The organism is Paenibacillus alba (assembly GCF_013204855.1).
Taxonomy (GTDB): domain Bacteria; phylum Bacillota; class Bacilli; order Paenibacillales; family NBRC-103111; genus Paenibacillus_E; species Paenibacillus_E alba.
The window spans coordinates 392,343-417,361 of record NZ_JABMKZ010000004.1; the positions used below are offsets into that span (position 1 = coordinate 392,343).

Sequence of the window (25,019 nt, forward strand, 5' to 3'; positions counted from 1 at the left end):
GATCACGATGGCTAAACAAATACTTATTCTTGGCGGCGGTTATGGCGGTCTTCTAACTGCTTTGACAGCACGTAAACATTTGACGGCGGCAGAAGCCAGCATAACAATCATCAACCGCTTTCCAACACACCAAATTATTACAGAATTACACCGTTTGGCTGGCGGCACGATCAAAGAGCAAGCCGTTGCGCTGCCTCTTCAAAAGCTGTTAGGCGACAAACAAGTGAACATTGTTGTTGACACGATTAAAGAGATTAAGCCAAATGAGAAGCAAGTTCTTACAAGCAGCGGCGCTGTACATACGTATGACGCGCTTGTCGTTGCTATGGGTAGTGAGACCAACTACTTCGGTATTCAAGGTCTGGAAGAAAACAGCTTCGTATTGAAATCGGCTGCTGATGCTAACCGCATCCGCGAGCACGTTGAAGCTCGTCTTGACGCTTATAAAGCTTCCGGTAATAAAGCAGACGCAACGATCGTTGTTGGCGGAGGCGGTCTGACAGGTGTTGAGCTTGTAGGTGAATTTGCCGATAAGCTTCCTGAAGTATGCCGCAGCAAAGGCATCGATTTCAACGATGTTTCCATCTATTGCGTTGAAGCAGGTCCGGCTGTCCTTCCGGTATTCCCTAAAGTATTGATCGAGCGTGCGGTCACAAGCCTTGAGAAGCGCGGCGTTACTTTCTTGACAGGTGTTGCGATTACAGAAGCTACGAAAAATTCCGTATCACTGAAAAGTGGACAAACCATCGAGTCGAACACGATTATTTGGACAGGCGGCGTCAAAGGTAACCAAGTTGTTGGAAGCTGTGGCATCGCTGAAGATCGTGGCCGCGCTACCGTAACATCGACATTGCAATCCACATCGCACTCCGATATCTTCCTTGCAGGCGATTGCGCGGTTGTTTTCCCCGAAGGCAGTGAAAGACCTTACCCTCCTACTGCTCAGCTGGCTTGGCAGATGGGCGAAACCGTTGGTTTCAACCTTTCCGTTCAGCTTAAAGGCGGCACTATGGACAAGTTCACTCCGGTCTTCTCCGGAACGCTGGGCAGCCTTGGTCGCAAAGATGGTATCGGCACGATCGGCGGCAATAACACGCAGCTGAAAGGCTTGCCGGCTTCCCTCATGAAAGAAGCGAGCAATGTTCGTTACTTGTCCCACATTCATGGACTTTTTGCATTAGCTTATTAAGAACAAAAAGGATGTCCCCTTGCCTTCATGGCGAGTTGGGACATCCTTTTTTTAATTTGATGCTTTGCAAATTGCGACTCTTATTTCTCGTGTTCAAATGCAAGCCGTACAGCTAGCCCCGTCAAAAGCCTAGCCATTAGCCACCGTTGTACTCGCAACCATGTGGGGCGTGTGCCAAACCAGACTGAAATCTTGCTAGCTGTACATACAATGAGGAGATTTACAATAAAACTGACCGTAATTTGCGTAAAACCCAAAGTTGCGCTTTGCAGCAACAACGATCCTCGTGCAGGATCCTCAAATTGGGGCAATAGTGAAACGTATAGAACTGCAATCTTAGGATTAAGAAGATTAGTCATAAAACCCATAAGGAATAATTTCTTTGGTGTGTCAATTGCAAGCTTGCGAGGTTCCAAAATTGATGCTGAACCTGGCTTTATGGCATTCCAAGCAAGCCAGAGTAAGTAAATGGCGCCAGCAAATTTGACAGTATCGAAGACAACTGGTACTGCAGTGAACAGAGCTGTAAGTCCTAGCATCGTTGCCATAATATAAATTAGAAACCCAAGCATGACACCCAAAAGAGAGATAATCCCCGCTATTCGGCCCTGTGTAAGGGTTCGCGAAATCAGGTAGATCATGTTTGGACCTGGCGAACAAACCATACCTAATGAAACGATTGCAAAAGCGAATAATGTACCCAAACTGACCAAGTCAAGTCTCCTCTCTGTCTCTATGCGGTGATGTTTTTTCATATCTAAGCCCAAGGAGCTTTCTACATTGTTTATTAGTCTATAGCTACTCGCTAATTTTTGTCAATTCCATTTCAAAGGAAGAGGTTGTCCTATAAGTGGAATTTAAAAACGCGAGACACAGTTGAAATTCAGGGGAAATGAATTTTAAAATGAGCAAAGGAGTTAAGCGGCTTGGATCTGCTTAACTCCTTTGCTTTTTGCTTCAACTGCTTTCTTTAGCAGGTTATGGGCAAGCGAAGCCACCCAACCTTCAGCCTTACATTGGATAAGCCTCGAAGCAGGAATCCTTTGAATTCACGGTTGTTCTTGATGTAATCGAACATAGGCTTCGGTTCAATCACCCGCCTGACTGCTAGCGCGCAGCCTTCTTCACTACGAACTCAGAGGTGAAAAGCTGCCCCGCGCTGAGCCTGCCGAAAAGGCAGGCTCTAGCTCGAAGAAGGCTCAAAACCAATCCAAGCCGAGCCGAGCTGAGCCAGACAAAAACGCCGGCTCAGGGGTGGAAAAGATGCAAACCCCCGCTGAGACTGCCAAAAAGGCAGGCTCATGCTCGATGAAGGCTCAAAAACAATCAAAGCCGAGCTGAGCCAACCAAAAACGCCGGCTCAATGGGGGGGACAGCTTTTTGCCTAATTCCTTTTGCCAGGCTTTTTTTCTCGGTGGTACGTGAGCTTTAACTCCGGTTGCTTTCTATAAGCCTGCATTTATACATCTTTTTTGCTCATAGAATAGCCTCAACTGTTAAATTCCTGCGTTTATGCAGGTTTTTGAGGCTTTTTCTGGATGAGCGGCTGAAAAAGATAAAAATGCCTGCACAATTGCAGGCATTTCCACTTTTTAACCGAATTCGCCCGGAAATTCCTGTATTTTCGCAGGCTTTTACTTTTGTTTACTCCATATGAAGCTGGAACTGGTTATCCCCAATCGTAAAAGACTCCATATCTGCCACTTTCTCAAGTCGCACACTAGCTAGCAGCACGTTTTCCTGCAGAATATGTTGATAACGCTCCAACGCTTCCTTCAACGGTGATTGGACATCGAGCACAAGATGGACTCGTTTATCAATCGGCAGCTCCAGTTTTTTACGGTAATCCTGAATTGCCCGTATCATTTCACGTACAAGTCCTTCCTGTTTCAATTCTTCCGTTATTAACGTATTTAAAGTCACTGTGATCTGGTTATTGGAAGCTGAAGCAAAACCTGCTTTGGCTTGTTTCTCTACTAGCAGCTCATCTAGCTCGACTTGGAGCTCTTCCCCGTCGATTGCTACTTTTAAGAAGCCATTGTCAATCACCTGTTTGGTTTCCAAAGCATCCAAAGTTTTCAAGTGATTTTGCAGGGGATTGACGAATTTGCCATACTTCTTCCCTGCTGCCTTCAAATTCAGTTTCACATTGTAATCCACAAACCCGCTGTCATTTCGTTCTACACGAATTTCTTTCAGATTCATTTCGTCTTTAATGATGTCTTCGAATCGACTTAGGTCAAATTTGCTAGAAAGCGAAATGAACATCTCGGAGAGAGGCTGGCGAGTTTTGATCCCCGTTTCGTTCCTGATATTCCGTGCCAGCTCAACGATTTGCCGGGCAATTCCCATCTCGCTCTCCAACTCTTCATCAATGGCCGATTCACTCACCCTTGGATAGTCAGCTAAATGCACACTGCCTTCGCCGCCAAGGTTGCCATACATATCTTCAGCAATCAGTGGGGTAAAGGGTGCGATCATTCGCGAGAGCGTCAGCAGCACTTCACGCAGTGTTTGGTAAGCAGACACTTTATCTACATTCATATCACTTCCCCAGAAACGGTCGCGGGAACGTCGGATATACCAGTTGCTCAGCTCGTCGACAAAGACTTCGATTTGCTTGGCAGGGTTCAAGAAATCGTTGATTTCCAAGCCCTTGATTACTAGCTGCAGCGTGCTGTTCAGCCTTGAAATGATCCAGCGATCCAATTCGTTCTCAGACTTGTGATACGGATGATCTTCCGGATTATATTGATCAATCTCCGCATAAAGCGCATAAAAAGCATGCGTATTATTGATCGTATCAATCAGCTTGGACTTCGCTTCGGCTACGATCTGTTTAGAGAATCGTTTGCTGTTCCACGGTGCGCTATCTGCCAACAGAGCCCAGCGGAACGCATCCGTACCAAATTCATTGATGATTTCCCAAGGATCGATGCCATTGCCTTTACTTTTGGACATTTTTTGCCCGTTTTCATCCAACACATGCCCTGTGGAAAGGACGGATTTATAAGGAGATTTACCATTGAACAAAGTTGAAACAGCGAGCAGGCTGAAGAACCAACCTCTTGTTTGGTCAATCCCTTCGCAAATCATATCCGCGGGATACTGTTCATTGAACTCTGCTTCATCGCCAAACGGATGGTGATACTGCGCAAAGGGCATGGAGCCGCTGTCGAACCAGACATCAATAACTTCGGGAGTTCTTTCCATGACGCCGCCACAGGAGCAGCGCAGCTTCACAGCATCGATATATGGTTTATGAAGTTCCAAGCTTTCATCAATCGGCGTTATGGACTTATCTCTTAGCTCTTTGTGGCTTCCAGGTGCATACTCCGATCCGCAGTCTCCACATAGCCAAACGTTAAGCGGGGTTCCCCAATAACGATTGCGGCTGATGTTCCAGTCAACAAGCTCTTCGAGGAACTTTCCGAAACGTCCATCCCGGAGATGAGAAGGATACCATTCGATCTTCTTATTGTTTTCAATCAATTGCTCTTTGATAGCCGTCGTTTTGATAAACCAGCTCTCCATCGCATAATAGAGCAGCGGGGATTTGCAGCGCCAGCAAAAAGGATAACTATGCTCATACCGTTCTTTCGAAAATAACAGGTTGCGCTCGGACAAATATTTGACAATATCCACATCGCAATCTTTGACAAAGCGATCAGCGAAATCTGATATTTGATCCTGGTAACGTCCTGCCAAATTGACAACATTCACAAAATCCAGCTCATGTTGACGCGCAGTTCGATAATCGTCCTCACCGTGGGCAGGGGCAATATGAACGATACCTGTACCGCTTGTATCCATGACGTAGTCAGCATCTACAACGATATGGCCTTTAGTGGGATGGATATAGCCAAATGGAGGCTCGTAAGGAATACCTACGAATTCCGATCCTTTATGCTCAGACAAAATAGCGTAGTCCTGCTTGAACAGTTTTTCAGCTAATCGTTTGGCAACAATGTACACTTCATCATTCTGCTTCACTTTCACATAATCCAAATCCTTATTCACTGCTAATGCTATATTGGCTGGCAGCGTCCAAGGCGTTGTCGTCCAAGCTAGGAAAATTTCATCTCCGATTTTGCTTTTAAACTTAACGGTGGCACTCAAATCCTTCACATCTTCATAGCCTTGAGCTACTTCGTGAGAACTAAGCGTTGTTTGGCAGTCCGGACAATAAGGGCTGACACGATGCCCCTTGTACAACAATCCTTTCTTATGCACCACGGATAAAATATGCCAAACACTCTCGATATAATCGTTTTCGAGCGTCACATACGGGTTATCCATATCCGTCCAGTAGGCAATGGCTTCAGTCAGCTCTCGCCACTGTTTTTCGTACTCAAACACACTGCTTTTGCATTTCTCGACGAACTCGGCTACCCCGTATTTCTCAATCTCCTGTTTGCCCGATATCCCAAGCTGCTTTTGGACGCCAAGCTCAACAGGCAGACCATGCGTATCCCAACCTGCTTTGCGAACAACTTGGTATCCAGACATCGTTTTGTAGCGGCAGATGAAATCTTTAACAACACGGCCAAGCACGTGACCGATATGGGGTGATCCGTTGGCCGTTGGCGGTCCTTCATAGAAGACGAAGTTTGGTTTGCCTTTCCGATGTTCGATCGACTGATGGAACGTGTTATTTTGTTTCCACTGCTCAAGAATGCGCAGCTCGCGGGTTCTCGCTTTTTCTTTGACATCAACTTTTCTCATGATTAGGCTACACTCCTCTATTTACGTAATGGGTTAGTTCGGGACACGTGTTAAGGGAAAACAAAAAAATCCCGCCCCGTAAGGGACGAGATTACATCTCGCGATACCACCCTAGTTCCGTATGACCATCCACTTATGATCATTACAGCTCCTCATACTACGTACTAACATACGTGGCCCTTTTAACGGCGGGATCCCGGGGCAGCTTACTCAGAAACTTTCAGCTTTCCTTCTCGGAGAGGATTTTCGGCTAGGATTTGCATATTGGCTTTCAGCTCATGGCCAACTCTCTGGGAAGCAAATGGATTAGCGTACTCGTTCTCGTTAACGAATTTGATTAATGATAAGAACATTTAGTTAATACATTTTTACACTAAGATCTAAAGAATGTCAACTTTATTTCACTATTTTTTTCAAGCAGCTTTCTCGGCATGCTAGCTACCTGCGTCAAACAATTTCCTCAAGCTCATACAGCGATGCTTCTCTGTTGCGGATCACTCTTCGCAGAAGAGCAGCCATGTCACGCGTGATATCTCCTTTTTCGAAAAACACTTGCACCGCATCGCGCTCCGCTTGAACCGCTATCCAGTGAAGTTCTCTGCGGCACTCGTCGAACGAGCGGTCCTTACGCCGCGAACCGATCGTGTATCTGCGCAGCCTGTCCAACATCTGACGGTAGTACTCGAGCACACCTTCTGTCGCTTCATCGCTCTGAAGAGCGCAGCGCTCGGAGAACTCGTCGACAACGGCTTGGCTGCATTGCATTTTCAGCGTGCGGAGTGCTGTCATATCAGGCTCGCTAATACCGGAAACTACGCTCGGTTGGCGGACGAACACGATCATTTTCAACCGGCGCCAAAGGGTTTTGAGGATAACTTTGCCCAAATCCAGCTTATTAGCCAGAATGAGCTCAACCTGCTCCAGCATGTTCAAATAATAATTGGCCTGCTCGCGGCTGACTTGTCCGCTTTCCAGACGATCATTGACATATTTGCGCTCAATACCTAACGCCAGCAGGCGCATCCCTGCTTCTTCCTGCCGGGAACGCGGCAGACGTTTCGTTTTGCCATCCTTTTGGCCGAGCTGCTGCATCATCAGTTTGTAATCGCTGATCACCGTGCTCACAGCCATCTCGTTCTCTTCGTTGCTCGTTTTCTGCAGGGCTCGAACCGCCGCCCCCATGACTTCAATCTGCCACTCCCGTTCCAATCTTTCTTTTTCGGCATCATCGGTTGTGCTTTTCTTCTTGGCAAGCAGCGGAAGAACAATACTAGCCGTAAGCAGCGACAACAAGATGACGGAAGACGCAAGGAAAATAATAAGATCTCGTTGCGGAAACGGATCGCCATTTTCGAGCAAGAGCGGAATAGAGAACGCACCGGCCAATGTAACTGCGCCGCGCACGCCTGAAATAGAAGTTAACGTTAAGATACGCAGGCTTGGCACCTCGTTGCTTTTGTTCCCGAACCAACGTCCCCCTCTAGAGAATAGAAACGTCCATACAAACCGCAGCACCAACAGCATGGCATAAATAAGTACGGCATACCCAATGACTTTGAAATTATCAAAAGCCGGATCGCTCAGAATCGTCCGAGATACGTCTGGGATTTGCAGACCTAAGAGAACAAAGACCAATCCATTCAGGACAAATAAAATAACGGACCAAGTCGGATTCGATACGCTCTTAAGATTCGGCATCGTAAATGGCATCCGTTCATTCTCAATCGCATGCACAAGTCCTCCGGCTACGGCGGCAAGGATGCCCGACACGCCAAGCTCCTCAGCGATCAAATAAAGCAGGAACGGTGTAAGAATTTGCAGCAGCATATGCATCGTCTCATCCTCGAGCCCTGCCCGCCGCAAGAGATGGCGAAGACCCACGATGAGAAAGGCGACTATCGCCCCAACGAGCAAACCGCCGATCGATATGACGAGGAAGCTGAAGCTTGCCTTCGGCAGCGAGAATACGCCGGTAACTGCCGCAGCGATAGCGAATTTGAACGCAACGAGACCCGAGGCATCGTTCATCAAGGCTTCCCCTTCAAGCAGCCGTTTCAAGCTGCGCGGAAGATGGATGCGACCGGCAAGGGAGCCTACCGCTACGGCATCCGTTGGAGACAAGATGGCAGCAAGTCCGAAAGCAGCGGCCAGTGGAATCGAAGGAATCAGCCAATGGACACTATATCCCACAACACACACAGTGATGAAGACGAGACCGACGGCAAGCAGCAGAATTGGAGCCCGTAATCTCCACAGCTCATCGCGCGGCGTGTGCTTGCCATCGTTATACAAGAGCGGGGCAATGAACAGAATGAAGAACAATTCCGGTTCCAGATGCAGGTGAATACCTAACGGAACGACCACCAGACTGGCACCCAACACAATTTGGATAAGGGGAACGGGAATGAACGGAACGAATCGGTATAAGACATTGGATACGCCAATTAGAACCAACAGCATGAGAATGATAATAAATACTTCCAAACGGTGTCCCTCCATGACATGACAGGCTGCCAAAGCTATCCCTTTAAGCACCTGTTGGTGATATGTATTCGTGTAGTTCTCTTCAGGATATTTTTACTAAATCCTATTATATCATGATCCACTCTACTCTGTTCAATGGCGCAAGCTCATCTATTTTCAACTGAACTGTTACTACACAGGTAAAAAAAAGGCACTTGACGAAACATTCTTTTAATGTGATAGTTATACAATCATCTAATTGACTAATGTAAAGGGGTTGTTCATCGTGTTATAGCTGTTCAGATTCTAGATGCCTTATTACAGCAATTTTCTTTCACATTTGTGAAATTACATGATATTTAGGAGATGAATTTAAACGTGGTTAATTCTAAATCTTTCATCATTTACATCCTCGCCTTCGGCATCTTTGGTATCATCAATACCGAAATGGGTGTTATCGGCATTTTACCGCAGATTGCCCAGCAATTCGGCATCAGTGTCTCACAAGCAGGATTGCTTGTCAGTCTTTTCGCCTTAGCTGTAGCAATTTCCGGTCCATTCATGCCTTTATTGTTCTCAGGTATCAATCGCAAGAATGCCATGCTATTGGTACTCGGCCTGTTCGTCATCGCCAACGTAGTTTCTGTTTATGCGCCTAACTTCACTGTACTCTTAATAGCTCGTGTTGTACCTGCCTTCCTGCATCCTGTTTACTTCTCCGTTGCTTTTGTAGCTGCTGCCAATACGGTCAGCAAAGAACAAACCAGCAAAGCAATTTCCAAAGTATTTATGGGGGTTACCGCTGGAATGGTCATTGGCACACCGATCACTTCTTATATTGCGGACATCGTATCGCTTCATGCCTCACTCTGGTTTTTCGCCGTGGTCAATGCGATTGCCTTTCTGAGCATTCTTGCTTTCGTCCCCTCCATGCCGGTGAAAGAAAGACTTTCTTACGGGCAGCAGTTAAGTGTTTTGAAAAAACCGCTTGTCTGGTTAAGCATTGTGACGGTCATCTTCATAAATTCAGCGATGTATGCCGTCTATAGTTTCTTTGCAGAGTACCTGGACACAGTTACTCAAATGTCAGGAAAGCAAATCAGTCTTATGTTAGTTTTATTCGGTATTACTGGTATTGCAGGCAATCTGCTGGCTGGCAAGCTGCTTAGCAATAAAGCGAAAGCTACCGCTCTTGTGTATCCATTTATCTTTGCCGCCATATATCTACTTGTCTTTTTCTTAGGCAGTTTCTCTCTCCCAATGACGATTATTATTGCGGTATGGGGCGTTCTTTTCACCCTAGGACTTAATATTTCGCAATATTGGATTACTTCTGCGGCTCCGGAAGCACCTGACTTCGCTAATGGGTTATTTGTTTCTTTCGCTAATCTGGGTGTAACCATTGGTACATTCATTGGTGGATCCTTTATTGCAGGAATGGGAACTCAGCATGTGATTTGGAGCGGCTTACTGTTCCTGGTGCTTGGCTTAGTGTCTATTATGCTAAGAACTGTGCGTTACAATCCCCAAAAAGTAGATCTGGTTAATAAAAAACGTCATCTCAGCGTTGATATCGATCCCAGCTGATTTTGGGGCTGTCCCATAAGCCAAGTTTCTGTTTAGCATCGATCGTTCGGTCACCTGATAGTAAAAACCTGCAAAAGCGCAGGAATTTCCGACAAACTTGGTTGAAAAATGAGAATGCCTGCAATTGTGCAGGCATTTTCATCATTTCTCAGCCTCTATTGCCCTCTATTGCAGAAAAAATGCATTATCGCAGGAATTTGCCCCCAACAGATGAAATCAAGCCAAAAAAGATGCACATTCGCAGGCTTTTCCTCTTTCATAAAAAAGCCTGCACAATCACAATCGCTTTTCCTCATAACCGCACCAGTCAGGTGACAACCAACTGCACCGATTCATCCCTAATCGACTCGGGTGGAGAGAAATTTTTGAGCACATATGGTATGATGATGATAAAAATGTATCGTTTTGCTTCTATAAGAACACATGTCACATGAAGGGAGTTTTTCAGAATGACAATCCTATCCGACCAACAGTTCTCGAGAATATCACGTGCTTTGGCTGAACCCAGGCGCTATCAAATGCTCAAAGAAATCGGTGCCGCAACCGAGCCTCTTCCTTGCAGTACGCTGCATCTGAGCCACCCCGTGAGCGCTGCAACTATCTCCCATCACATTAAGGAATTGGAGACAGCAGGCTTGGTTCAATGCCTTCGTGAAGGCAAATTCATGAGCCTCGTACTCGAACACGACGTTCTACGTGCTTATGTAGATAAGCTTGCGGAGATTTAATTGCGAATAGACGTATATCTTTCCTAATCCCTTTCCATGATAAGAGAGGGTGTAGGAACAAATCATCTATCACAATAAATATGGAACGAATGGGATGAACCGCGTTTGAATGATAAAATTGTAATGCCGATATGGACGTTTGGACTTTTCATCGTTGTCATGAACACGACCATGTTCAATGTGTCTATCCCCAGCATCATTCATGATCTGCATATTTCTGCTGATCTTGGCTCATGGATAATATCTAGCTATTCTCTGGGTTATGCCTTATCTACTGTTATTTATAGCAGGCTCTCGGACATCATCTCGATTCGTCGGTTATTGACTGTGGGGCTATTGATTCTTGGACTTTCATCCATCTTTGGCGTTTTTGCAGCTGATTTTCAGACGTTGTTAATCGCGAGGATTCTGCAATCCGCCGGGGCGGGAGCAATGGCAGGATTAGGACTTGTATTGGCCAGCCGATATATCCCCATTGAACGGCGCGGTCGAGCCATCGCCATGATTTCGGCTGGCAGCGCAATGGCATTTGGGCTGGGCCCGATTGTAGGAGGCTTAATCAGCGAATACTTTGGTTGGAATGGGCTGTTCGCGGTCACGTGTTGTGTACTTGTTGTCCTTCCCCTCCTCTTGCGCCTGCTGCCCAAGGATAGTCAGCTACAAACAGCCAGCTTTGACATTTGGGGCGCTGCATTAACCATCGTTCATACGGTAACACTGCTTACCGCAGTAACCCAGCAATCCTTTGTTTGGCTCGCTCTCAGTATTCTTTCGTTTATTTTGCATGCTTGGCACTTAAAAAGAAAAAAAGAGACTTTCATCAACCTCGACCTGCTCAAAAAAACAGACTACAGAAAGCTCTTAGTCGTTGGTTTTTGTATTCTGGTGCTGAATTTGGGGAATTTATTCCTCATGCCCTTGGTGCTTGCCAGTCTATTCGCCAAATCGGCGATGACCATTGGACTAATGATCGCCCCTGGTGCCATTTTCTCGGCAATCATGACGCGTTTTGTTGGGAAATGGATTGATCGCTATGGCAATTTGCGGTTTTTGCTGATCGGCCATGTCGTTCTGACTGCTGTGCTACTATTTTTTTCAATCTTGCTTTCATATTCACCAACAGTCATTCTTATTGGCTACCTCTTTTTCTCACCTGCTTTTTCTGCAACGATGGCATCGTTAAATAATGAAGCCTCTCGCATTCTGCCCAGAACGCAGATCGGCTCTGGCATGGGTCTCCTCCAGCTGATTCAGTTTTTCGGCGGCTCCATCTCGGTTGCTGTATGCGGATTGCTGCTTGAGCACCAAAAAAACAGACCGCCTGTTGAAGCTTTCCGGCACGTTTATGAGCTTCTGTTTCTAGTAAGCTTGTGCTCCGTGTTAATGTTGTTATGGTATAGAAAAACATCCTCACTAGAGTCTCTACCGATTAATCAAACCCCATGAAATGATAAAAAAACAAAACCATCGCACCCACAGCGATGGTTTTTCGCATGATTGACCTTGCTGCTTTACGGATGCGGAAAGCTGCGTTTTCGTCTAATCCAAGACACGACAAGAAGCATCAATGGCAGGAATAAGGTGAAAATAAGAGAAAACGGCGCCCAATTTCTTCCTAAGTAGTCATTAATATAAATGGTATTGGGGTAACACATTAATGAGAGCACAATCATTCCCAAAGCCAGTGGGGCAATGAGCGGTTTCTCATCCTTTATGTTCAGTATTTGAACAAAGCCCAGCAAAGAGGCGTGGAAGGTCAAGACAATTTTGATGAAAATGGACAGCACCCAGATTGAGATTAAAATGCCTTCCACCCGCTCAAGAAAATGACCGATGCTTATATTTTTGGCAAGTGTGTAAGCCGGAAATAGTTGGTTAGTCGTTAACGCTTCACCAAGAACGGCAATACTGCCAACAGTCGTAATAAAAAGAATGGCTCCGCCAACTCCTATCCCAGCTGTGAAACCGCTTCTGAGACCACGCATTTTGGCGACAAATGGATAAAACATCAGCAGAACGCTCATCTCCTGCAAGCCGTAAAATGAGAATCCACCACGCAGAATCGGTTTGACGCCATATTCCATAACGGGTAGAAAGTTATTCATGTTGAATTTAGGCAGCAGCGGCACAATAAGCAGCAGAAATAAAATAATCAGCCAGGGAAAAAAGACAACAGCCGCTCGTGTATACACGACGAATCCGGATCGGACGGCCATCACGACAATAAGGGTAAACAATATTTGCAGCATCTCTATCGGAGTTTCTTGCATGATTTGGGAGGTTATGAAAAAACCTAGATCACCCATCATCAAAGAAGCAAGCAAGTAAAAAAACAATACAAAAGCTAGACAGACCGCTTTGCCAAACCATTTGCCCAGTATGATTTCGCAGTATTGGGCCAGCGTTTGTCCTGCAAATCGCTCCCCGAGTACAACGTATAAGAAGGCATTGAGACCATTCATCCCGATGCCAACTAAGCAAGCCAGCCATGCGTCCTGTTTGGCTTCATGAGCCAGCGCAGAAGGTGTGATAAGAATAGATGTCCCAATCATAAAGAAAGTAATGAGCACGGCAAATGAGCCTCGGCTAATGATCTCTTTTTTCTCCACAGAAAAGGCCCCTTTCATTGCAGTAACGAGTAAACCGCGCGGGGATAAGGCCCTAATGCCATTTCAATCCAATCGAGTGGATTCGGCAAATTGATATTCAAGCTTTTAACGGTACTGATCACACACACCGTGAGCGTTATCATAGCCAATATCCAAAACTCTTTGAACTTCTTTTCCTTCCACATGCGAGGGAAATCCTTCCAAAGTGTCCAAGCTAACGTAAGGAAAATCCCAATGAAAAGCAGCATGAGGTACTCCCTATTCTCTCGTTATTTGATCAACCGATTGTAGAATTGTCCCCACCCTGCGGAGATTTGTATCTACATGAACATGCACTTTAATCGTCTTAAAAACCTCGTCCCAATCCTTGATTTGATGCCAGGCTTTGGGGTATTTACGATGAAATGCGTCGCCGAAGCCGTAAATATCGGTCCCTATAGTTTGTTGGATTTTATCGATCGATTCGCTGATAAGACCTTCTAATTTCTGGTCGCTCAACTTCTTTATATCCGCCACAATTCCGACTTTCGATATATCCATTTTGCATTCAATATCAGCGATATCCTGCTCAATTCTGACATTTACATCGAATTCAGGATTCTCATTTACCAAATGGGGATGCATAACCGCATTGGAACGGATAACCTGCATCGTAATATTGCCTTTAGATCCTGGACATGGAATAAAACCTGTTGTTTGATAAACGGAGTTTTGCACATAATTTAAAGCCTTCGTGTCACTCTCATCCAACCAGCCCACAAACCGATCTCGTTTGAAGGCCGCCATTCCGGCATATTTTAGAAGAGCAAGAGGTTCCACGAACTGGGTATTTGCCGTTTGGTCTCCCATCTTCTTATTTCCAATAATTTCAATTCCGGTCATAGAAGCACTTTTGCCTTTAGCTCCTAAAGCCTGAAGCAAATAATTAAGATTCATGCTGCCGGTAGCGGACCAATATTTATCCGAGGTTTCCAGCTTCGTATACATGTTATTGGCGGGAATCGGATCCATCGAGCTGATTACTTTCAACACCTCGGAAGCTTTCGCCTGCCTGGCGACAACAAAGTAGAAATCCGTACGCATATCCAAATTGCGGGATAAATAGTCAATTGCTTTGCTGATTCCTTGATGGGCAACATCTTCACTAATGATAACCATTCGCAGATGTGAGAAATGCAAAAAACGCGGAGCTTTAACGCTCATCCGGGATAAGGCTTCTGGAACCGTTGTTCCTGTTTCTTCATACGTGACGACAGCACTAGCATTTGTGGATGTTCCTTTTTTCGCCGAGACTTGACTTGGATTAACCGTCTGAATGGTAACTTTATAGCGTTCTCCCATTTTATCGATTCCCAAACCTACAACAATACTGATGTCGTTTAACTCATGTCTGCTCCAACAACCGCTTAACAAGCACATGAGAGAAAGCAGGAAGAAACTTGCGAGCAACCGCTGTTTCACATGATCTACCTCCTCACCTGCGTTTCTGGCGAACGAGATTTTTCTGGGGGAAAGCTTTCGACCGAGTAAACATCTTCGTGAGTGGAAAGCGGAAAAACGTGTCCTTTTGGTCAGATAAATGGAATGGGGCAAGCGGTGACATATAGGAAACTCCGAATGAGGAAAGCCCGCACATATGGACAACAAGCGCAACGATGCCTAGGAAAATACCAAAAAGCCCAAACGACGCAGCCAGCATCATTAATAAGAAACGGATAATCCGAATGGTGATTCCAAGGTTAAAAGCAGGAAGAACAAAGTTCGATATCGCCGTAATCGACACCACAATAACCATGGCAGCACTAACGAGACCTGCTTCTACCGCGGCTTGACCGATGACAAGCGTTCCTACGATCGAGATGGATTGGCCAATGGTTTTGGGCATCCGAACGCTGGCTTCCCGCAAGATTTCGAAGGTAACCTCCATCATGATCGCCTCAATGAAAGCCGGGAACGGTACGCCTTCCCTCTGACTGGCTAAATTATAAAGCAGCGTAGTCGGCAGCATTTCTTGATGAAAAGTAGTAATTGCAATGTAAAAAGAAGGGGTTAACAGCGCCAAGCCAAATGAAAGGAAGCGCAGCAGCCGAATTAATGTAGAAAAATCCGCAGGTTGGTAGTAATCCTCGCTCGATTGAAAAAATTGCGTAAACAAGGCGGGGACCAGCAGCGCAAAGGGTGTTCCATCTACCAGGATAGCTACCCTTCCTTCCATTAACCCTGCAGCGATCACATCGGGACGCTCCGTATTAAAAACAGTTGGAAAAGAGGTAAGCTGCTTGTCTTTGATCTGCTCCTCGATGTAATTGCTCTCAAGGATAGCATCTATATCGATGTTCGCTAATCGCTCCTTGACTTCCAGCAGAACCTCTTCGGACACGATATTTTTCACATAAGCAATGACAACATCCGTTTTGGTAATCCTGCCGATTTGCATCGATTCCATCCATAAATGCCGATCTTTGATTTTACGACGAAGCATCGAGGTATTCCAGCGAAGCACTTCTGTAAAGCCTTCCCTTGGCCCGCGGACGACAGATTGCACATTCGGTTCTTCAACCGACCGTGCTGTAAGTTCTTTCGTTCCAATGGCCAGAACACGCAGGCAGCCTTCAAGCAGCAGGATGCTGTAGCCAGACAATAGGGCTGAAAATAGTTCTTCCATTCCATCTAGATCATGTACAGTACCCGTTGAGATGACAACATTTTTACAATACTCCAGCAATTCATCCGAACTAAAGTGTTGTTGTTCGCCACTGGCGCAGCACGAAAGCAGAGAATCAATCATGGCATGCAGATTCGATAAACCTTCCATATAGACGACTGCACCTTGAATACATCGATCGGCGCTAAGATCAATTTGAATTTCCCGAATAGCCACATCGTCACTGTTTCCTAGTCCCTCCAGGATTAGCAGCAAATTGTCTGTTAGACTCTCGCTCAAATGTTCGTCCATCGTTTGCTCAACGTTTGCCATCGTAATCTCCTGCTGTTGGGGAAGGTCTGTTTATTAGTAGTATCTAACTTAATTCCTTTTTTATGCATTATTGGTAAGCAGCCACTTAAGAAAAATAAAAGCACAACAGACAGACCTGTTAAGATCGTCTAGTTGTGCTTTTATGCAAGAATTTGATGTTTTAGTGTCCATACTTGCAACTAGGCATCGGATACGCCGGTAAAATTGAAGCTTTCGGGGCCTACACGAATCGTTCCTAAAGCAGATGCCTGTATGAATACACTATAGACGGCTCCAGCAATATTAGGAGCATTGAAATCAGAACCAGAGAACGATATTAGCTGAGGTCCGAGTATGGAAAGATCAAGGTTCTGAGCGGCTGAAAATACAATGATATCCTGAGCGGTCGCTCCGCGTACGACACTTACCAAAACAGTTGTCACTAGGGGAAGCAGTGGCAGCTGCACAGCGACAACGCCAGAGAAGTCAACATGCGTCAGATTGGCTGTGCCTCCCGATAGATTAAGGGTCTGCTGAGCAATCAATTGGGGTGTATTAATTACGGTAATCGGGATCGAGATCGAATTAGCATAACTAGCATTTTGAGATGTTTTCAAGTCCAAAAAAATGGTCATAGACTTGGCCTCCTTTCTCTTTTTCTAGTTCTATTTTATGCTGGTAATCTAGCAAATGATCGGGCGTCTGCGCTATCTTTCAAAATAAAAATACGAACTAGTTGAAAACCTGTATTAAGGCCTCTTCTTACTCGCACAGTGGAGCCATTTGCTTCCGATAGTGCTGAGGCGTATGGTGGTACACTTTTTTGAACATTTTTGCGAAATAAGAAAAATTACTATAACCCAGAGACTTCGCGATGTCGGAGATCGGGATCGATGAATTGCCAATGAGTTCTCGAGCCAGCTTCATGCGTTCCAACAAGATATAGTCCGTTATGGATTCGCCAACTTCTTTCTTGAACAGTCTGGACAAATACGCAGGATTCAAATGGACGAAATCAGCAAGCTGCTCTCGGGTAATCAGCTCGCTCAGATGATCTGCAATGAAGCACTGAACCCGTTGAATGACAGAGTCATTCTGATGCAAACAATCAGAAACCACCGAGATTAATTGAAGTGCCCACGCCTGCAGCTGCTCAAGGGAACGAGGCAATTTCCCATTCAACATATCTTGATGATTCTGCAAAAGTTCATGGGCTGATAATCCATTTTTGTGTAAAATGTAATGAATCATTTGCAGAAAACCGTGATAAAAGGCTTGCAGTGCCTGAGCGCCATGCCTCGGATCTTCGCGCAGCTCCATAAGAGAGCGATGGATCTCCTTTTCCATCTCCCCCCTTTTACCTTGCTCAATGAGAATTGTCCATGCCGAGAACTCTGGGAGCTTAAGCGTCATCGGGGCTACTTGATAATCTTGTTGCCAGTACACTTTGTTGGACTTTTGCAAATTATTATATTCCATATCCAGCAGCTTCATATACGTTTCACGGATGTCACATAAGCTGGAAGCCTCCCCGATATAACAGGAAATGCTGCAGCTAAAATATTGCTTGCAAGACGCTATGTAGGTTGTACTTTTCTCATTTAGGTCGGTATAATCCATCTGTTCCTCTTGTTCCAAGAAAAACAGAACCACATTCACACCCTGCTTCGTTTGAATAACCTCTCCCTTGTTGCCCTCAAGCAGCACCTCGGAAGCCGCCTTGCGGAGCGCATATTCCATAACTTCCTCGTCTCCGCTATTCAGATCGCGTTCCCAGGATTCAACACTAATCACAATCGGAACAATGCGTGACTGTGGCGTTAAGGGGAGGTGATGGTCCGCTATGAAACTCGCTGCATTCTCTTGTTTGCAACCGATTCTTTTGGCAAACAACTGATTCCAGAACGTATCGGTTAGGACCGATTTATTTTTTAACCACAGCTCATAGTATGGCTTATATTGCTCACGAAGCTGATGGAGTGCTTGTTCTTGCTGTATGGATTGCAGAGCTTTGGCAACTGTCGCTTGCAGTAAGCTGAATTCAATCGGTTTAAGCATATAATCGAAGCTATCCAGCTGGACCGCTCTTTGGACAAAACCAAAGTCAGCATGTGCGGTCAGGAAGATCGTCTCCGTTGCAGGGGAATGCACATTGACCCATTCCAGCAGTTCAATGCCTGTGCCCTTCGGCATCTCAATATCGCAGATCAGAATATCAATGTGGGTATGTTCAAATACTTTCATGGCTTCACGAATATTATAAGCTTCATACACATCAGAAATTTGCAGGTCATCCCAATTCAGACCGCTCCTAATTCCCATTACGGCGTAGATTTCATCATCTACAATGAGTGCTTTTCTGTTCATGAATATCCCCCTACCGAGCGACTTGGACTAGCTGAATGAATCCAAATGACGAATGGGCAAGCGTATCACAATGCACGCGCCCGAATCTGGCAAATTGGTGAATTTCAGGCTTGCCTCATGCCCAAATATAAACTGCAAACGATGATGGACATTCCAAATGCCTAAATGCTCCCCATTTTGAGAAACAAAGTACTCGCCATTTTGCAAGCTTGCAAGCATATCTTCGCGAAAGCCGCTTCCATTATCGGATATGACGATTTCCATCGCTTGTGACTGCATGTCTGAACGAATATGAATATGCATATGAAACGGATGGTCCATGAAATCAAAGCCGTATTTCATACTGTTTTCGATGAAAGGCTGAATGATCAGAGGCGGAATACATGTCGTTTGCAACGGTTCCTCAACCTCAAAGTTGAAGGTAATGCGATCTGGGAAGCGAAGCTTCTGGATATTCATATAGCTCTCCATATGCTCGAGTTCCTCTGCAATGGAAACAACATTTCGATGCGTCTGTGTCGTAAAGCGGAAATATTTGACCAGATTCAAGCTCATAAGCTGGATGATGTCGTATTTCTGAATTTGTGCCAGATTGTAAATAATATTAATAGCATTCAATAAAAAATGCGGATTCATTTGAAGCTGCAAATGCTTCACTTCCGCTTTATGTAATTTAATCTGCTCTTCATAGACATGAATCTTCAGATCGTGAATTTGCGAGGCCATATCGTTAAACGTTTCATTAATGATCGTAAATTCTTTCGTTTGGGAAGGCATAAGACGCGTGCTCCAATCGCCATGTTTAATTTTCCGCATCCCACGAATCAGATTGTAAATTGGCTTCAGGACCATTTCATTCAAATAGAAGACATAGAAGATTAGAACGATTGCCGCCAAGACAGGTACGATGAAAATGAATCCACGGAAGTACGTCAATTTCTGAACTAATTTCTTTTCAGGAATAAAAGCGCTTAACATCGTATCCGTCCCCTTAATCGGGTTGGAGACAACAATATATCTTTTATCCGTTATGCGGATAAGCTGATAGGCTTCTTCTTTCTGGTTGAGGATTTCAGGTTCAATAGAAAGCTCCATAGAGGAGTCTTTATTCGCAATAATCCGTCCTTCTGCCGAGATAAAAGAGGCAAATCCGTCAGATCCTAGTTGAATTAAGTCGAGCGGAATCATCAGGTTCCTTAAACGGACAGAAGCCCCTAAGTAATAGCCCTCTCCTGTATCCACCAATCTCACTAACGCATACTCATCGCCATATTTAACCGCATTCCATTTTTGAAAAAAAGGACTGCCTGGTTGTGCTTCTTTTAGCAGCGCAGCTAACGTCGTTTGAGTGGCAATAAGCTCGTCATACGATTTCGTTTTGATCGCTGTGTTGAAGATATCTTCATTCGTGACGGAATAAATAAACTGAAAATCCACGCTGCTGTCAAAACGGTGATATCGGTTTAATTCATTAATAATCCGTTCTTTGGTGAGAATGTACTCCGTTGGATCTGACTTAACTCTCGATAACAACGAAATATTGGGATCTTCGTAGGCCAAATTGTATAAGAAATTAGTCTCCCGATCCAGTTCAGCCTGAATTTGATTTGAATATAAAATAATTGCATTTTTGTTCGATTCAGCTACCTGTTCTCTGACTGTGCTGGATGCATACAAATTGTTCGCTAACAACAGGATCAATAAAGGAATCGCAATGGCAATGAATCCGATAATCAGTTTAAATCGAAGAGAACTTGTCATCGATTCAGGTCTCTCCTAACGCTAGGGAATACAACCATTATAGTTAGTATAGGCAAAATAAGGAATCCCTACCTTTGGGATGCAGAGTAAAGGTAGGGTATTCCAGGATAGCGACGTTCACTTATTTTTGGGAAGCCGCCCACTCTTTCAATTGTTTCTCGACTTCTGCCTTCACGCGGTCAAAGCCCGCTGCTGCCCGCTTCTCTTTCCACTTGGCCATCGTTTTCTCTGGATCTACGGCACCGGTGTAGAGAGATTTAAATTCATTCTCGACGTTAGTGATCGAGGCCAGCTCGGACTTCACCGGTTCTTGATTAAATGAAAAACCAAGGGCAATTGAGCGTTCCGATCGGTCATTGAACTCTTTGAACATTTTCCATTTGTTCGGGTCTTCATTGGCAAATAAATAGGAATTGAATTGATTACCGAACATCCAGCCGCCTGGATTCGGATAGGTTTCTGTATCAGCTGTCATCCCAGCAGGATAGTCAATGATTTGATCTGATTTCTTCACGTAATGCTTGTTCTCAATTCCCCAATCGAGCATGTTAAGCAGCTTGGCATCCGTATACAGCAAATTCAGGAACATCATAACTCGCGCCGGATCTTTCGATGTACGTGAGATTCCTAACATTGCTCCTTGGGCATCACCTGTTGTTGTAAAAGGAGCTGCGGTCTCAATTTGGACGACCTCTGTCCCCGAAGTAAGACTCATTTCCTTGTCTTTGCCTGGCTTCAAGGATTGAGCGACAGCGAAGCCTTTGCCTGCTTTGATCATATTCATCGCTTGGTCCGAATCTGAAGTGAGCACGTCTTTATCAAACCACCCGTTCTTATTCCATTGATTAATCCGTTTATAGAAATTGAGTACGTTCGGATCCTCCAGCGTATCCACAACTTTCAGCTCTTTGCTACCGCGCGGAATCGCAAGACCTGCAACAATACTGTCATAGTTAGCTGCATTCCAAATGTTAGAGAATTTACTGCTGATGATAGGCGTTACCCCTGGCTCACTATCCTTGATCTTTTTGAACATCGCTTCAAGCTCGTCCATGGATTTAATGCCTTTTGTATCAAAATTGTACTTATCCACTAGTTTTTTGTTCAATAAAAACCCAAATCCTTGGCCAAACTCCTTATTCGTGGGCAGCGCGAAGAGCTTGCCGCCGATGCGTGAGCCTTTGATGAAATCAGGACCAAGCACGCCGGGAATGTCTTTCCCGTATTTGGACATGAGATCATCTAATTCCAGGTACTGCCCCTTGGCCGCATCACGTGGATAATAATACCAGCTGGCTGTAAACATGAGGTCATACGTTTCATTCGATATTTTCATCAGATTCGTTTTATCATCCCATGAGCCCCACTCAATTGGCTTAAGTTCGATGGTTGCGTTTATCTTTTCCGTTAAGTATTTGCTCATTTCTGCTTGAACCAAGGCTAAATCTTTCGGTGCGGATGCTGGGTATACGAGTGTTATTTTGTATGGAGCCAAAGCTTTGGAACCTGAATCCGTTGAAGTCGTGGTGCTTGTGCTTGAGGATTCCCCCTTGTTCGTGTCGCTGCTGCAGGCGGATAATGTGAATGCGCTGCCAATCATAAGTGCAAAGACGATCTTGAAAGATTTCTTCATGGATCCAGTTTCCCCTCTCAAAGTAAAATCCTAGTTTCATCAACAAACCACATTACCCCTTCACGGCTCCGCTGGTGATTCCGCTGATGTAGTATTTCTGAAAGAACGGGTACGCCAGAAGCAGCGGTCCTATTCCGACAATAGCCAGCGCCATACGAACGGTTTCCCTCGGCATCTTGGCGAGCAGTTCACCCGCTTGTGCAGAGGAGTTGGATTTCATAATGAGGTATTGGATATTGGTGAGTGTCTTGGTCATTAAATATTGAATGTTATAGAGTGCAGGTTTATCAATGAACAGCATGCAATTGTACCAATCATTCCAATAAGCTAGCGTTGTAAACAGCCCAATTGTAGCTAGGATTGGTAGTGAAAGCGGTGTTACAATTTTCCAGAAAATTTGAATTTCGCTCGCTCCATCAATGGTCGCTGATTCAATGACGGATTCGGGGATCGAGTTCGCGAAAAAGCTGCGCATTAACAAAATGTTAAAAGCACTTAACAGCATGCCTGGAATGATCATAGCCAGCATTGAATTTTTCATATGCAGCAGATTTACAAATGTCATATACCAAGGGACCATCCCCCCGCTAAACAACATCGTAAAAAAGATGTAGAAAGCTAGGCTTCGGCGGAACGGCAAATTTGCCCTGGAAAGCGGATACGCCATCAATGTTGTAACGAATAAGCTTAACACAGTACCCGTAATCGTGCAAAAGATCGTGATCCCATAGGCTTTGGTAATTTCCGAGAAGTTAAAAAATAAAAACTGGTACGCAGCGAAGCTAATTTTGCTCGGGAATAACGAATAGCCATTAGACTCTATAGATGTTTCATCCGAGATCGAAACCATAAAGATAAGGAGAAAAGGCAATAAGGAAGCGATTGTAAACAACCAAAAGAAAACATGAATGCTGGCCTGACCGATTCTATTCGTCTTGATCATCGAGGTACACCCTTCCCTAGAATAAAGCTTCTTGCTTGATCACTCGGCGCACGGCGTAGTTGGCAGCCAGAATCAGGATGAAGCAGATGAAAGATTGATACAGTCCTGCTGCGGAAGACATGCCGATATCCCCTAATTGTCCCATAGCTCGATATACGAATGTATCAATGGTATTCGTTGTCGGGATCAACGCCCCCGTATTCATCGGTACCTGATAGAACAAGCCAAAGTCAGAACGTAGAATACCACTAACGGCTAATAGAGTCATCGTTGTAATAATGGGTGTAATTAACGGAATCGTAATTCGCGTCATCTGTTTCCACTTGTTGGCCCCGTCAATGGTTGCGGCTTCATAATATTCCTTATCAATGCCTAACATCGCAGCAAAATAAATGATGGACAAGTAACCCACATGCTTCCATGCATTGACGATGACGAGGATATATGGCCAATAAGCAGCTTCACTGTACCAAAATATAGCCTCTTTGTGAAACCATTTGCCCATAAGACGGTTGATGAGCCCATTTTCCATATTGAGGAAGCTGTATACGAGATAGGCGACAACAACCATAGAAATGATATGGGGTAAGAGAAATGTGCTTTGGTAAAACCGAGAAATTACTTTGTCTTTGATTTCATTTATGAATAGTGCGGCAAGCAAGGCCAATATCAAATTAAGAACAATAAACACCACATTATATAAAATCGTGTTTCGTGTGATGATATAGGCATCAGGACTGTTAAATAGGAATTTGAAGTTGTCCATCCCCACCCAGTCGCTTCCCCACATCCCTTTGGCAAAATTGAAGTTCTTGAAAGCGAGAATTAATCCATACATAGGAATGTAATTATTAATAAACAAATACAGAATGCCTGGCAGGGTCATCAGCAGCAGCCATTTGAATTTATTTAACTTTTTCAACCACACTCGACTCTTCTTCCTCGTTATTGCTGCATATTGCGGTTGCATTGAAACGGTTTCCCTTACTTTCATGTGCCCACCCTTTCTGACTTTCTCTCGCTTACAGTGCCATTATATTACAACCAAAATCTCATCGACCACTAGGATCATGACTTCGTAATACGACAATTGTGACTTGTTGTACGAATCGCTGCTCAACGATATTGACACTCGAATGGGGACTCATTATGCTTAGAGCGAAATGATTATTTTGGCAGAAAGTCCCTTATTCTTTTTACGATTTGAGGAGGTATTTCTATGGCACATTCAATTCCCGTACAGCGTGTTTTTATTCTTGGCATGGATGGTGCAGGTTCGTTCTTAGAGCACACAGAAACACCCGTAATTGATTCTTTTTTGCAAAAGGGAGCCGTCACTTATCGCGCACAGGCCGAATCACCGACAATTAGCGCACAATGCTGGGGCTCGGTTCTGCATGGCGTTCGTCCAGAGAAGCATTTATTGACCAATGAGCTTGCAGCCAGCGAGAAGTTCCCGGTGGATTCTCCCTACCCTTCAATCTTTCGTTTGACCAGAGAAGCTTGGGCGGATGCCAAATTAGCCTCATTTGTTGGATGGTCTCCAATTAATGACGGCATTATTGAAGACGAGCAGGAGATACACAAAGTCTCCCTTCCCGACGATCAGCTTGTAGCTGCGCTTGAAAACTATTTGGATAACAATCCAGACGTTAAATTATTGTTCATGCAGTTAGACGAGCCGGATGGATCAGGCCATAAGTACGGTTATGGGCCAAATTCACCAGATTATTTAAAAGCCATCTCTAGATGTGATCAGTTATTCGGGAAAGTGCTGGATGCCATTGAAAGATTGCAGCTGCTCGAGGATAGTTTGATCATTTTATTAACTGACCATGGCGGTGGTGGCGCTGATGCCTATAATCACGGCAGCGATCATCCGATGGACAAACAAGTATTCTGGGGATGCGTGGGTCCTGGTATTGATGCCAACACGCAGCTGCCTCCATTATCAATCGTTGACACGGCTGCTGTTGCTGCCTATGCATTAGGCTTGGAAATACCGGCTTTATGGGACGCACAGCTGCCGGGCTCATTATTTAGGAAGGTGTGAATGCC

General features: G+C 44.9%; 18 protein-coding genes, 1 pseudogene and 1 other annotated feature. Of the genes and pseudogenes, 5 read left to right on the forward strand and 14 right to left on the reverse strand.

Translation table 11 applies throughout. From position 1 onward, the window contains the following. Positions 1 to 7 precede the first annotated feature (7 nt). A complete protein-coding gene (locus HQN90_RS08705; protein ID WP_173217376.1) occupies positions 8 to 1,189 on the forward strand; it encodes an NAD(P)/FAD-dependent oxidoreductase in 1,182 nt (393 codons plus the stop codon). An 80-nt stretch (positions 1,190 to 1,269) separates the two neighbouring features. Here HQN90_RS08705 and HQN90_RS08710 read toward each other — a convergent pair whose 3' ends face one another. From HQN90_RS08710 to HQN90_RS08720, 4 genes and pseudogenes are all read right to left on the reverse strand, one after another. After that, complete coding sequence (locus HQN90_RS08710; protein WP_173217377.1) at positions 1,270 to 1,902, reverse strand: LysE family translocator; 633 nt, start codon at positions 1,900 to 1,902, stop codon at positions 1,270 to 1,272. Between the two features lie 204 nt (positions 1,903 to 2,106). Continuing rightward, positions 2,107 to 2,324, reverse strand: a pseudogene (locus tag HQN90_RS39880) (transposase); the annotation flags it as partial. Between the two features lie 509 nt (positions 2,325 to 2,833). After that, positions 2,834 to 5,914 (reverse strand): isoleucine--tRNA ligase, encoded by a 3,081-nt coding sequence (ileS, locus tag HQN90_RS08715; protein WP_173217378.1) that lies wholly within the window; start codon positions 5,912 to 5,914, stop codon positions 2,834 to 2,836. A 78-nt stretch (positions 5,915 to 5,992) separates the two neighbouring features. Beyond that, positions 5,993 to 6,251: a binding site (T-box leader), on the reverse strand. 110 nt (positions 6,252 to 6,361) lie between these two features. Further along, a complete protein-coding gene (locus HQN90_RS08720) occupies positions 6,362 to 8,398 on the reverse strand; it encodes a Na+/H+ antiporter (protein WP_173217379.1) in 2,037 nt (678 codons plus the stop codon). A gap of 357 nt (positions 8,399 to 8,755) precedes the next feature. Here HQN90_RS08720 and HQN90_RS08725 point away from each other — a divergent pair, with 357 nt between their 5' ends. The 3 genes from HQN90_RS08725 to HQN90_RS08735 all read left to right on the forward strand — a co-directional run bounded on the left by HQN90_RS08725 (position 8,756) and on the right by HQN90_RS08735 (position 12,138). Further along, the gene (locus HQN90_RS08725) at positions 8,756 to 9,964 is read left to right on the forward strand and encodes an MFS transporter (protein WP_420851037.1); all 1,209 of its coding nucleotides are present in this window, start codon (positions 8,756 to 8,758) and stop codon (positions 9,962 to 9,964) included. Between the two features lie 449 nt (positions 9,965 to 10,413). Continuing rightward, positions 10,414 to 10,692: an ArsR/SmtB family transcription factor gene (locus HQN90_RS08730; protein WP_173217381.1), complete on the forward strand. Its 279-nt coding sequence runs from the start codon at positions 10,414 to 10,416 to the stop codon at positions 10,690 to 10,692. A 105-nt stretch (positions 10,693 to 10,797) separates the two neighbouring features. After that, a complete protein-coding gene (locus HQN90_RS08735) occupies positions 10,798 to 12,138 on the forward strand; it encodes an MFS transporter (RefSeq protein WP_173217382.1) in 1,341 nt (446 codons plus the stop codon). 65 nt (positions 12,139 to 12,203) lie between these two features. On the opposite strand, the gene HQN90_RS08740 is transcribed toward HQN90_RS08735, so the two are convergent. The 10 genes from HQN90_RS08740 to HQN90_RS08785 all read right to left on the reverse strand — a co-directional run bounded on the left by HQN90_RS08740 (position 12,204) and on the right by HQN90_RS08785 (position 23,931). Next, complete coding sequence (locus HQN90_RS08740) at positions 12,204 to 13,301, reverse strand: endospore germination permease (protein WP_173217383.1); 1,098 nt, start codon at positions 13,299 to 13,301, stop codon at positions 12,204 to 12,206. 14 nt (positions 13,302 to 13,315) lie between these two features. Beyond that, positions 13,316 to 13,549, reverse strand: a complete 234-nt coding sequence (locus tag HQN90_RS08745) for a hypothetical protein (protein ID WP_173217384.1) — start codon at positions 13,547 to 13,549, stop codon at positions 13,316 to 13,318. A 10-nt stretch (positions 13,550 to 13,559) separates the two neighbouring features. Then, positions 13,560 to 14,762, reverse strand: coding sequence for a Ger(x)C family spore germination protein (locus HQN90_RS08750; RefSeq protein WP_173217385.1), 1,203 nt, complete (start codon positions 14,760 to 14,762; stop codon positions 13,560 to 13,562). Between the two features lie 13 nt (positions 14,763 to 14,775). Further along, positions 14,776 to 16,278 carry a spore germination protein gene (locus HQN90_RS08755; RefSeq protein WP_173217386.1) on the reverse strand — a complete coding sequence of 501 codons (1,503 nt, stop codon included), beginning with the start codon at positions 16,276 to 16,278 and terminating at the stop codon, positions 14,776 to 14,778. 179 nt (positions 16,279 to 16,457) lie between these two features. Then, complete coding sequence (locus tag HQN90_RS08760) at positions 16,458 to 16,892, reverse strand: hypothetical protein (RefSeq protein WP_173217387.1); 435 nt, start codon at positions 16,890 to 16,892, stop codon at positions 16,458 to 16,460. A 127-nt stretch (positions 16,893 to 17,019) separates the two neighbouring features. Beyond that, positions 17,020 to 18,624 carry a response regulator transcription factor gene (locus HQN90_RS08765; protein WP_173217388.1) on the reverse strand — a complete coding sequence of 535 codons (1,605 nt, stop codon included), beginning with the start codon at positions 18,622 to 18,624 and terminating at the stop codon, positions 17,020 to 17,022. Between the two features lie 27 nt (positions 18,625 to 18,651). After that, positions 18,652 to 20,385, reverse strand: coding sequence for a cache domain-containing sensor histidine kinase (locus HQN90_RS08770; protein ID WP_173217389.1), 1,734 nt, complete (start codon positions 20,383 to 20,385; stop codon positions 18,652 to 18,654). Between the two features lie 121 nt (positions 20,386 to 20,506). Beyond that, positions 20,507 to 22,018, reverse strand: coding sequence for an ABC transporter substrate-binding protein (locus HQN90_RS08775; RefSeq protein ID WP_246362155.1), 1,512 nt, complete (start codon positions 22,016 to 22,018; stop codon positions 20,507 to 20,509). 52 nt (positions 22,019 to 22,070) lie between these two features. After that, positions 22,071 to 22,961 carry a carbohydrate ABC transporter permease gene (locus HQN90_RS08780; protein WP_173217390.1) on the reverse strand — a complete coding sequence of 297 codons (891 nt, stop codon included), beginning with the start codon at positions 22,959 to 22,961 and terminating at the stop codon, positions 22,071 to 22,073. Between the two features lie 16 nt (positions 22,962 to 22,977). Beyond that, a complete protein-coding gene (locus tag HQN90_RS08785) occupies positions 22,978 to 23,931 on the reverse strand; it encodes an ABC transporter permease (protein WP_173217452.1) in 954 nt (317 codons plus the stop codon). A 249-nt stretch (positions 23,932 to 24,180) separates the two neighbouring features. Between HQN90_RS08785 and HQN90_RS08790 the strand changes: the two genes are divergently transcribed. Next, positions 24,181 to 25,014 carry an alkaline phosphatase family protein gene (locus HQN90_RS08790; RefSeq protein WP_173217391.1) on the forward strand — a complete coding sequence of 278 codons (834 nt, stop codon included), beginning with the start codon at positions 24,181 to 24,183 and terminating at the stop codon, positions 25,012 to 25,014. The last annotated feature ends 5 nt before the right edge of the window (positions 25,015 to 25,019 follow it).